This is a genomic window from Acinetobacter sp. V2 (genome assembly GCF_001188385.1).
Classification (GTDB): domain Bacteria; phylum Pseudomonadota; class Gammaproteobacteria; order Pseudomonadales; family Moraxellaceae; genus Acinetobacter; species Acinetobacter oleivorans.
In genome coordinates this window covers 55203-61642 of record NZ_JZFB01000002.1, presented here as the reverse complement: position 1 = coordinate 61642, position 6440 = coordinate 55203, and the positions used below count along the sequence as shown (strand labels likewise).

Sequence of the window (6440 nt, the reverse complement as noted above, 5' to 3'; positions counted from 1 at the left end):
CTCTTGGACATAAGAACTCCTACTTCTTAAAGACAAATCCCAGCACCAAATGCGGAGGGTAATTATTTTGAGGCATTTATTAAAAAAAACAATATGCTACTTTCTTATAAATTATAATGCTTTTGGCATATTTTATCGTTAAAAATCGTATTTTTAGCTGTTATATGAGCAATGTTCATCAGAAGTTGACTGATTGTTCCATGTTCAAATAGTTTTTTATGGCACAATAGATTCTACACATCTGTCCTTTAATACGATTTTTTACCTGAAATATGAAGGTATCTCTCATGAATGCGTTAACCCAAGAACTAGTCGAGCTGCTCACTTTAGAAAAGCTAGAAGAAAATATTTACCGTGGCATAAGCCGTAATCTTGTCGGTAAACGTGTCTTTGGTGGACAGGTTTTGGGTCAGGCTTTACGTGCAGCATCTTATACAACGGATCGCCCAGCGCATTCTTTACATGCATATTTTTTGTATGGTGGCGATATTAATGCCCCAATTATCTATGAAGTAGACCGTTTACGGGATGGAAAAAGCTTTGTAAGTCGTCAAGTTCGTGCGATTCAGCATGGGCGAGTTATATTTTCAGCAATGGTCTCTTTTGCCAATTCAGAAGAAGGCTTGAACTATCAACATCAAGAACCTGAGTATCCTGTACCGGAAACGCTTAAATCTGAAAATGAGCTAAAACAGGGTATTTTAAACTTTGTACCTGAAAATGTTCGTGCTAGCTTCATGCGTGAGCGTCATGTAGAAATTCGCCCAATTGATCCGGTAAACCCGTTTCAGCCACAACCTGAAGCGCCGTATAATGCGCACTATATTCGTACCCATGATCGTATTCCAAAACAATTAGATGATATTGCCTTGCATCAAGCAATTGTTGCCTTTTATTCAGACTTTACCTTAATGACCACGGCTTTAAGACCGCATGGCTTAAGTTATATTTCTCCAAGTTTGCAATGTGCAAGTATTGATCATGCAATTTATTTCCACCGTCCACTTCGTGCTGATGAGTGGATGCTTTATGACATGGAAGCTACAGTGAGTGCGGCTTCAAGAGGTCTTAATTTTGGTCGTATGTGGCAAAATGGCCAACTTGTATGCAGTACCGTACAAGAGGGTTTAATTCGTTTGCGGGAAATTGAAACCCAATAGTCCTATTGAAGAGCCATCTAACCAGATGGCTTTTTTATTTTTAATGGGAACGATGTGACAAAAAATTGCTCGAATGAAAAGCAACCTCATGTCATATTGTAAATAGGTATGCCAACTGAAAAAAATAATGCTGATATGAACTTAAATACACAAATTCTGATTGCCGCCATTTTAGGTTTAGCCTTTGGTTTCCTACTCACCATGTATCCAGACACAGCTTTTGTAAAACATAGTTTATATGGGCTTGGAATATTAAGTAGTGTTTTTATCGGGCTTCTTAAAATGCTTTTGGTGCCCTTAATTTTCAGTTCGATTGTTGTAGGGGTATCAAACCTACAAGCGGGCGGGCAGCTAGGGCCAGTCTGGAAAATTACATTTTTATGCTGTTTAACTACAACAACTTTAGCCTTAATTTTAGGTATTAGTTGTGCTCATTTATTTGAGGTTGGACGTGGCATAGATATTTCTATTTTTCAGACATCTATGCAAAATTATCAAGCACCAGATAGTTTAAACCCAGCAAGTTTTTTCACAAATTTTATTCAAAATACTTTAATTAACCCATTTAAAGCATTTAGTGATGGTAACGTTTTAGCCGTTGTGGTCTTTGCTTTATTTGTTGGTGTTGCTTTGGTGCAGGGTGGGGAACGTTTTAAAAGTATTCGTGTATTGAGCCACCAGTTCTTTGAAATGATGATGCTGCTCGTTGGCTGGATCATGAAATTAGCGCCTTTGGGTATTTTTGCTTTATTAGCAAAGTTAATGGCAACCGAAGACATTTCAGTATTAAGTCGTTTGGCTGAGTTTGCAGTTGTTGTAACAGGTACAACCATTTTCCATGGTGCTGTTGTTTTACCGCTACTGCTTTGGATTTTTGGTCGCATGAGCCCTTGGACTTTTTTCAAAGGAACACGTACAGCATTAATTACAGCATTTGCAACCAGTTCTAGTTCTGCCACGATGCCACTTAGCATGAAGTGTGCACAAGAAAACTTAGGGGTACGCCCTCAAACAGCGGGATTTGTTATACCACTTGGTACTCAGCTTAATATGGATGGTACTGCTCTATATGAGGCGGCAGCTGCACTGTTTGTCGCAAATTTGGTGGGTCTAGATTTAAACCTGACACAGCAAATTATTGTGTGTTTGACAGCAATGATCGCATCACTTGGTGCTCCTGGAATTCCGAGCGCTGGCATGGTGACTATGATTATGGTTTTACAATCAGTAGGTTTACCAGCTGAAGCAATTGCCATTTTACTGCCAATTGACCGCTTATTAGATACGGTGAGAACGGTGGTAAATGTGCAGGGCGATATGATGATTAGTGTGGTCGTAGATCGCTATACGAAAGATAAAGATATCAGTGTTTAATATCTCGAAATAAAAAAGCAGGATTTAAATCCTGCTTTTTTATTTTTAAGCTGCTTGAAGTTCTGCTCTTTTTGCTGCTGGAGATTGCGATAAATAGCTAACCGCGTCTTCAGTGCTACCTTCTTTGACTGGATCATACCAAGGCATGAGGTAATCAATTTGTTGTGAAATAAGCCAAATTGGGTTTGGTAGAATCTGATTATCTTTTCGGCTAATTTTGTACCACTCTAAAGCAACCCACACTGGGAAAAATCTAGATTTAGCGGCATCTGAAAAGCGTGGATCTTGTTTCATGATGTGTGCAGCGCCGTCTACCCATAAACCAAGTACCAGCACAATCACAGCAAGGCTTAAATAGTAGCGCGGAATATAGCCTCCACCAAGATGACGATATAAATCAAAGGCTACGGTACGGTGTTCAATTTCTTCTGAACCATGCCATTTCACTAGATCGACCATTTCAGGGTCAGCACCTAATTCTTCCCAGCGCTTATTATATAGAGCATATTTACCTAGCACACAGGTCATATGTTCAACAGTGGCAACAACGCCTAAACGGAATAAATCCCATTGGCCTTGTAAGAAATTTGGAACTTCTTTATCAAAAGGCTTATCTGCCAAAGCTGTCGTAAATAAATAGTTCATGATGTCCAGATTTCTCTGGATATCAATATTACGTACGTTTAAATATTCTTTGTTTGCAGAGTTGTGTGCATTGGCATGCATAGCTTCCTGACGGATAAATGCTTGTACATCCTGCTTGAGTTTTTCATCTGTGATTTGCGGTAAAACCTTGTTATACAAACGGCAAAACCAGAACTCACCAGCAGGCAAGATGTTATTAATTTCATTAATAAAATAACTTGCGAAAGGCTGATTAGGAATCCAGTCGACAGGGGTATCTTTCCAGTCAAATTTCACTTTACGTGGAAGAATTTTATAATCAATAGAAGAACCTAAAGCCTTGTTCTTCAAAAAAGATAACAATTTCATCATTTAGTCCTGATTTTTAACTCGATGAAGTTATAACGAGTATAAAAAAAGCCCCTACATTTGTGTTTAGCAATAGGGGACAATTGAGTATAAATTTAATGAAAAAATTGTATCTGTTATGACAATTTAGCTTTCAGCATCTTCATCTGTCGCTTCAGGGATTGAATCGACATCAAATTCTGGTTGTTGATCAAGCGTGAAATGTAGACGTCCACCCATGACACTTGCAAGCTCTTCCAAACCTAATTTGTTAAGTGAAGAGAAAAGCTGAATGGAAAAATCAAGCTTCATTTTTTTAAGTTGTTGTTTAACTTCAAGCAATACTTTATTTGCAGGACCACGATTAAGTTTGTCTGCTTTCGTTAAGAGAATATGAACGAATAGATGACGCGAATAAGCCCACTCTAGCATCATCATGTCAAAATGTTGTAGAGGATGGCGAATATCCATAAGTAAGACTAAGCCTTGTAAGCTTTTACGGTGAATTAGATAGTTTTCTAATTCTTTTTGCCACACCTTTTTCATATCTTCAGGTACAGCTGCATAACCGTAACCTGGAAGATCGACTAAACGCTGATCAGGATTACCTAGACTAAAGAAGTTAATCATCTGAGTACGACCAGGCTTTTTAGAAGCACGGGCAAGTTGTTTCTGATTAGTTAATGCATTAATAGCACTAGACTTACCAGCATTTGAGCGTCCTGCAAAAGCAATTTCGTAGCCACTATCTTCAACACAAAGTGCCAATTTAGGTGCACTCATTAGAAACTCAGCTTGGCGTAACCAGTTTAGAGATTGCACAGCATAGGCTGTGATCGCCGGATCTGGTGCTTTTTCATAGCTGATCTTTTGCTTGGGTGCGAGTCTGGCTTTGGTGTCTTTCGATTTTTCACTACGACGCATAAAAAATAACTTTTTAAATGAGAGGGCTCGCGCCTAGTATAAAGGAGCTTGGGTATTCTTGCTAATTTTCAATAAATCAACTTATGAAAATCAATAGAAGTTAGATTTCTAAAAAGGCAATAGGGGAGTTGGCGGGAGCAGATTTTGATTGCTGCAAAACTTCTCCGAGTGTGTATTGGTCTAGGCTTTGATAAAAGCTCTCTAAAGCTTGATCTAAAATACCTTTTAAACCACAGTGACTGCGTAATACACACGGTGGTGTATTGCATTCAACGATTTGATTGTCGCCTTGTAATATTCGAACAATTGAACCTAGATTGGAGTTAAGTGCATCTGGATTTAAGCGAATTCCACCGCCTTTTCCACGAATGGTAATAATCCATTCTTGTTTGCCCATAAAGTGAACAACTTTAACCAGATGGTTTTGTGAAACATGCAAATCTTTCGCGATTTCTGCAATCGTGTAGGGTGCATCACTTGGGCGTGCAACATACATTAATATTCGTAATGCATAATCGGTAAATTTATTAAGCTGCATGATCACCAAAAATGGAAGAGAAAAAGGATGATCATCTTAGCCTGAAAGTTTAAATAAGAAAACTTTCAGGCAAGAGGTTTTTACATTACAGCGTTAAAGGAGCTGAAACCTGTACTTGATCGCCAACTCTATAATGCTCAAGCAAGATATTTGAAACTGAAAATTCAGTATGATTTTCTTCAGGCTGAACTTCAAAGTGATATGAGTTGTTTTCTTGAGCTTCTGTAAATTTAAAAGCTTTGGGTTGTTCAAGCTGTTGCTCTGGGACTTGTACCTTAACCGAAATAAAAGCATTTGCAGGACTGGTTAGTACGTCCTCATGATCAGTTGCTTTTAAAGTGAAACGTTTGCCAGATTCAAGAGGATCAATTTGTGTAATTTCAAATGGACGCCAGCCAGCCCATCCACCTTTTAAGCTCTCAAGTTGTTTATATTTTTGTTTTTCAACGCCAATCAAGATATCTGCCAATTGTAGATAAGCTTGCTTCCACGCTTCGATAAGTTCTGATTCAAATGGGACATTAAGTACTTCACTAATTGAGTGAAGTAGGTTGTCACCAACAATTGCATATTGATCAGGCTGAATATCTAAGCTCACATGTTTAGTGGTGATACGTTCAACAGCTTTGGCTAGAACAGTAGGGTTCTCAATATTTTCTGCATAAGCAAGAACCGCAGCTGCAAGCGCACGCGGCTGACGTAAGCTAGTTTGGTCATCTAGGTTAAAAACATTTTTTAATTCGGGATTGTTATTAAGCATACGCTTATAAAAGTATGTAGTCAGCGTAACACCGTGTTCACGTAAAACCGGTACAGTAGATTTAACAAGTTCAATTTGTTGTGGAGTCATGGCTAGACCTTATTTATCTGGCTATATAAGATGTATTTAAAATACATCTTTAAAAAAGTAATGGCAATAGCTTTCCGAGAAAAACCATAAAAAAATTAGGGGATATAAAATCCCCTTAAATTAACGTTATGTTATTAAATATTTTTATTTACCAAATAAAGAACCAAGTAGGCCTCGAACAAGTTTTTGACCTGTACTTCCTCCTAAACTGCGCGCAGCACTTTTTGCAAAAGTTCCAACAATATCTTGGGTGAGTTTAGCTCTTTCGCGTGCTGCTCGTTCTTCCTCTTTTAATTGATCACGTGCCAATCTTTCTTGCTCTTTCGCCTGCTGTTTTGCTAGGGTTTCTTGCTCTTTCGCTTGTTGTTTGGCAAGTTCGGCATTTTGTTGCTGTTGTTCGCGTTCAGCCACTTTATTTTGTAGCATTTCATAGGCGCTATCACGATCTACAACCTGCTCATAAACTCCAGCAATAATACTTTGTGAGATTAAAGCTTGACGCTCTTCTGGAGTGATTGGTGTAAAGGCAGAGTAAGGAGGCATGACCCAACCACGCTCAACAATTTGTGGAGTACCTTGCTCATCTAGGCAGCTAATGAGTGCCTCACCAACACCAAGTTCA

The 6440-nt window shown here is 38.6% G+C and carries 7 protein-coding genes and 1 pseudogene; 2 read left to right on the top strand and 6 right to left on the bottom strand.

The features are described from left to right. Window positions 1-287 precede the first annotated feature (287 nt). Window positions 288-1160, top strand: a complete 873-nt coding sequence (locus UC75_RS09085) for an acyl-CoA thioesterase (RefSeq protein ID WP_049837386.1) — start codon at window positions 288-290, stop codon at window positions 1158-1160. 108 nt (window positions 1161-1268) lie between these two features. Beyond that, window positions 1269-2534 carry a dicarboxylate/amino acid:cation symporter gene (locus UC75_RS09080; protein WP_049837385.1) on the top strand — a complete coding sequence of 422 codons (1266 nt, stop codon included), beginning with the start codon at window positions 1269-1271 and terminating at the stop codon, window positions 2532-2534. A gap of 45 nt (window positions 2535-2579) precedes the next feature. Here UC75_RS09080 and UC75_RS09075 read toward each other — a convergent pair whose 3' ends face one another. The 6 genes and pseudogenes from UC75_RS09075 to UC75_RS20910 all read right to left on the bottom strand — a co-directional run. Further along, window positions 2580-3530, bottom strand: a complete 951-nt coding sequence (locus UC75_RS09075; RefSeq protein WP_128825227.1) for a metal-dependent hydrolase — start codon at window positions 3528-3530, stop codon at window positions 2580-2582. 123 nt (window positions 3531-3653) lie between these two features. Continuing rightward, a complete protein-coding gene (gene yihA, locus UC75_RS09070) occupies window positions 3654-4430 on the bottom strand; it encodes a ribosome biogenesis GTP-binding protein YihA/YsxC (protein WP_004789642.1) in 777 nt (258 codons plus the stop codon). 100 nt (window positions 4431-4530) lie between these two features. Next, the gene (locus UC75_RS09065; protein WP_005301222.1) at window positions 4531-4968 is read right to left on the bottom strand and encodes an RrF2 family transcriptional regulator; all 438 of its coding nucleotides are present in this window, start codon (window positions 4966-4968) and stop codon (window positions 4531-4533) included. Window positions 4969-5053: 85 nt separating this feature from the next. Further along, window positions 5054-5818, bottom strand: a complete 765-nt coding sequence (locus UC75_RS09060) for a globin domain-containing protein (RefSeq protein WP_049837383.1) — start codon at window positions 5816-5818, stop codon at window positions 5054-5056. A gap of 2 nt (window positions 5819-5820) precedes the next feature. Beyond that, window positions 5821-5933: pseudogene (locus tag UC75_RS18775) on the bottom strand (hypothetical protein); the annotation flags it as partial. A gap of 29 nt (window positions 5934-5962) precedes the next feature. Further along, on the bottom strand, window positions 5963-6440 hold a 478-nt coding region (locus UC75_RS20910; protein ID WP_228137238.1), incomplete at its 5' end, for a helicase HerA-like domain-containing protein.

Coding starts and splice junctions, on each gene's coding strand:
- UC75_RS09085 (WP_049837386.1), top strand. CDS start 288: ATGAATGCGTTAACCCAAGAACTAGTCGAGCTGCTCACTTTAGAAAAG.
- UC75_RS09080 (WP_049837385.1), top strand. CDS start 1,269: ATGCCAACTGAAAAAAATAATGCTGATATGAACTTAAATACACAAATT.
- UC75_RS09075 (WP_128825227.1), bottom strand. CDS start 3,530: ATGATGAAATTGTTATCTTTTTTGAAGAACAAGGCTTTAGGTTCTTCT.
- yihA (WP_004789642.1), bottom strand. CDS start 4,430: ATGCGTCGTAGTGAAAAATCGAAAGACACCAAAGCCAGACTCGCACCC.
- UC75_RS09065 (WP_005301222.1), bottom strand. CDS start 4,968: ATGCAGCTTAATAAATTTACCGATTATGCATTACGAATATTAATGTAT.
- UC75_RS09060 (WP_049837383.1), bottom strand. CDS start 5,818: ATGACTCCACAACAAATTGAACTTGTTAAATCTACTGTACCGGTTTTA.